5 protein-coding genes and 1 pseudogene are annotated in these 3,796 nt (G+C 60.5%); all 6 read right to left on the bottom strand.

Annotated features, from left to right (window positions below; all coding sequences use genetic code 11):
* Nucleotides 1-343 (bottom strand): annotated as a pseudogene (locus tag RR842_RS12625) (type IV secretory system conjugative DNA transfer family protein); the annotation flags it as partial.
* Nucleotides 340-888, bottom strand: a complete 549-nt coding sequence (locus tag RR842_RS12620) for a hypothetical protein (RefSeq protein ID WP_270245535.1) — start codon at nt 886-888, stop codon at nt 340-342. The gene RR842_RS12620 and the pseudogene RR842_RS12625, both read right to left, overlap by 4 nt.
* A 2-nt stretch (nt 889-890) precedes the next feature.
* Nucleotides 891-1,289, bottom strand: a complete 399-nt coding sequence (locus RR842_RS12615) for a hypothetical protein (RefSeq protein WP_270245536.1) — start codon at nt 1,287-1,289, stop codon at nt 891-893.
* A 55-nt stretch (nt 1,290-1,344) separates the two neighbouring features.
* Nucleotides 1,345-2,181 carry an ATP-binding protein gene (locus tag RR842_RS12610; protein ID WP_332729968.1) on the bottom strand — a complete coding sequence of 279 codons (837 nt, stop codon included), beginning with the start codon at nt 2,179-2,181 and terminating at the stop codon, nt 1,345-1,347.
* Nucleotides 2,172-2,861, bottom strand: a complete 690-nt coding sequence (locus RR842_RS12605; protein WP_332729967.1) for a helix-turn-helix domain-containing protein — start codon at nt 2,859-2,861, stop codon at nt 2,172-2,174. The genes RR842_RS12610 and RR842_RS12605 overlap by 10 nt, the downstream gene beginning before the upstream one ends.
* A 320-nt stretch (nt 2,862-3,181) precedes the next feature.
* Nucleotides 3,182-3,796, bottom strand: a 615-nt coding sequence (locus tag RR842_RS12600) for a hypothetical protein (protein WP_332729965.1), incomplete at its 5' end; no start/stop codon positions are given.

The raw sequence follows: 3,796 nt of genomic DNA, 5'->3' as shown, positions 1-3,796 counted from the left end.
CCTTGTCGTTCATGAAGCGCCTGCCCTCAACGCGCGTGCCCCAACGCGACGAGCCATGCTCCTCGCCGTGGCGGAAGTTGCCCTGGCGCATGAGCGAATAGGCCCATACCATCCAAACGGCGCACGCCGCCACGAAACCGGCAGCCAAGCCCGCAGGCTCAATGCATTTGGCGATGCTTCCGTCTGTCAAAAACTGCGGCACCTGTGCGAGCGCGTCGTTCAGATGCCCGAGCAGCGGCTGCGGAAAGCCCATCAGGCAGCTCACGTACGCGTCCGCTGCTGCAAAGCATAGAAGAGAGAACACCGCCGAGACTACCAGCCCGGCCTTTCCCACCTTCATCATTTGGACTTCACCTCGAAGGCCGCCAGCTCCTTCGCGCGTTGGCGAAAGCCGCCGCGCGATTGCTCGTGGGCGGCTGATGCCTCGCGCGCCTGCTGGCTGCGCTCGTCGAGCGGCTGCTCGTCGCGGCCCTTCTGCTTCTCGCGAAACTCGCTCCGGGCAACCTTCGCACGCCCGAGCGCGCCCTTCGCGCCTTCGATCATGTCGGCGAACACCTTGTCCACCTTGGGCGTGTCCTCGACCTTGAACACCAGAAGCTCCTTGTCGCCTTGCATGGAGAGCTCATGGGCAACGCCCGCCTTGTCGAGTTGGGCATCGATGATCTCGCGTATGGTGGCATAGTCCTCGATCTCCTTGAACTCCGCCATATCGAGGCGAGCCCATTTCGCCTCGTCATCGCCTAAACCCGCATCACCGCGCGCCTTGCGCAAGGCGGATACCAGCTTGCTGGCTGCATCCTCCATCGCCTGGGCCCCCGCGCGCTCGCCCACGTCGAGCATCCAGTCGAACAGCTTCTCGCCGGACTCGTCGCCGAAATCGCTCGCCATGATCAGTTCCCCCCGAAGTCGATGAAGCCGTAGTCGTAACGCGGCTTGTCCACGCGCTTCCAGGGCAGATTCTCCATGATCAGCATGCGGTCGAGGTAGTCTGCAAGATCCTGCTCGCTTTCCTCTTCTGCCGCCTCTTCCACATCGTCGAATATAGCGTCGCTCACTAAGAAATCCTCGTCCCTTTCGAGGAACGCCTCGAATATCCTCGTCTTGCTGTCCGCCGAAAGCGTGCTCCATTCCGATCCGAGCGCATCGGTGAGCACGATGCCGAACTTGACGCCCTGCGGCAGGTTCAAGAACGCCTCCTCCATCCTCGCGAAATAGCGCATATCATCGATGTTCACATTGGCCGCGAACTTCTCTGCGTTGAAGCCGCCTGCCGTATAGGTCTTGGCCATTTAAACCAGCTCCTTTCGTTAATGCTTGCTTTGGTGGGACATGGTGTCCCACCGCTTATTCGATGCAGCCCGTATCGGCGAGGAGCCTTTGCATCGTCGCCAGGTTCGCGGCTGCCTTCTGCTTGCGGTAGTTCTTGCCGTTCATGCACACCGGCGCGCAGCGCTCTAAGATGCGGTCGTAGATGCGCCGCTTCTCGATCGGTGCCGCCTCGTCCTTCATGGCCTTCAAGGGGATGTTCGTGGTCACGATGAGCGGACGCCCCGTGCGGTAGCGCCCGTCAATCACGCTGAACACCTGCTCGAAGCCGTAGTCGCTCGTGCGCTCGACGCCCAAGTCGTCGATGACGAGCAAGTCGAAGCTGTCGAGCTTGGAGAGGTAGGCCCCTCTGCCGGAGAGCCGCGTATCGGCCAGGTCGTTGAGCACGCGCGGGATGTTGGTCACGAGAACGCTCACGCCGCGGTTCACAAGCTCGTTGGCGATGCATCCCGCGAAGAAGCTCTTGCCCGTGCCCACGGGGCCGTAGACGAGCATCCCGAAGCCTTGGGCATACATCAGCTCCCACGCCTCGATGTAGGCGCGTGCTTTGGGCATCTGGGGGTTTGTGCCGTCGTCGTTTGCAAACGTGCAGCCAGCCAGAAGCTCGTCTTGCAGCCCCGCCTTTCTCAAACCGGCAACCTTTGCGGCCCGCTGACGTGCTTGGCGCTTTTCCTCCTCAGCCTCAAGCGCCGCACGTTCGCAGTCGCACAGGCAGCTCATCACAGAGGCCTGCCCGTAGAGCTCCAAGCGCACCTGCTTTCCCTTGTGGCACACGCTACAGGTAAGCAGGCCGGTTTCCGCATCGACATAGTCGCCGGGCTTCGAGGTTTTGACGGCAGTATCGATCACAGGCACTCCCCATCCTCGCATCGGTAGTCGAGCGTCGTCGGCGTTGCCGCTCTCTCGGCATCGCGTGCCGCCCAAGAGCGGATGGTTGCCGCATGGCTCTTGTAGCTGCGTCCGCTCGATTCCATGTACTCGCCCAAGCGCTCGATGCGCGCATCGAGGTCCTCGGGGAACTCGCCGCTCAGGCTCTCCAGTTCCAAAGCGCTCAGCAAAACGTTGCCGTAGCGCCCAAGCGCCTTCTTCTCTTCGTTTTTCCTCAGTTTCGTATTTGGTTCTTCAGTACTTGTTCCCTTAGTACTTCTTTGCGTTGGATTTTCCTGCGTAGGGAAAACCTGCGTAGGATTTTCCAATATAGGTTCAGCCTGCGTTGGATTTTCCAATATAGGTGAATCCAATCTAGGGCTCTCGTAGATAACGTATTCCGTATCGCGCAACCTGCCGCCGCTATCGCGGCGTCGCGTGCGCACCATGTAGCCGAGCTCTTCCAGCTCGTTTAAGGCCGTGCGTATGGAATCGATGCCGTCGGGATGCAGGGCGGCCATGCCCTTGATGGTGTAGTCCCAATCGTCGGGCAGGGACAGCATGAAGGACATGAGCCCCTTCGCCTTCAGGGAAAGCCGCCTGTCGCGCAGATGGCAGTTCGACATGACGGTGTAGTCACGGGTCTTCTCGACGCGAAAGACCGTCATGCTATCCACCTCCCGGCTCTAGAACCTTGGCTGAATCGGCGTAACGAGGCCTGCCAGCGCATGCAAGCGCCAGTGCGGCGCAGCATCCGGCAAGCCCCATGAAGATGAACCCGATCATCTAGGCCACCTCCTGTTCTTCTCGTATCCACGCGCTCGCGCACGGGCGAGCCCAGGGCAGGCTCCGCCCCATGCGCGTTCGCGCGTGTCGTTACGTTCGTATATTGCATGCGGTTGTCAAGGTGCGCGCCGTTTGGGGCGCAGGGGTTTTTCCTCCCTACCCTTAAAGGCACGCAATCCTCGTTTTGGATACTCCTCATCTTTCAAACCCTGCTTTTGAGCGCATCAGGATGCTTCAGGCGCACCTCTATGCGGTCTGGACCGTGCACTATCACGCAATCGACGAATGTGCCAAGCGTTGCACGGTCGAGCTTTTCGGGAACATCCCCGCAAAGCGCAGATGCAGTTTGCATATCCTTCAAGTTTTGAGCAGCGTCCGCGCGCGCTTTCCCCAATGCAGCCTCAAGCTGCTCAGCCTCTGTCGTACTCGCTGCGATATCTGCATCAATGGACGGCTTCTCGATTAAATAGTCCTCTCGTTCGATCTCGCCTACCGCATAGCGCTCATACAAGCTGCGGCGCTTCTGTTTCGCAGCGTTCAAGGCGCGCTTGGCCTTCTCCAAAGCCAGATCGGCCCTGCGGCATGCCAGGTTGTCCGCCGCCCTCTTCTTGCGAGCCTCGGCGACTCTTCGTCCCATGAGCTCCTTCTCGCGTGCGATGGCCTTCGCAACCGCGCTTTCCAGGTCGCTCTCGTATATGCGCCAGCGCTCATGACTCTCACGCGCGCAGACGCAATCCGCCAAAAAGTAGCTGCCCTTCTTGCGGCGGTTGAACGTGAGCGTATGCCCGCAGCCCGCACGGCGCACGAACCCGACCAA

The organism is Gordonibacter sp., assembly GCF_036667095.1.
Classification (GTDB): domain Bacteria; phylum Actinomycetota; class Coriobacteriia; order Coriobacteriales; family Eggerthellaceae; genus Gordonibacter.
Note: the sequence above shows the minus strand (reverse complement) of the source record. Positions and strands in the feature narration are given on the sequence as shown.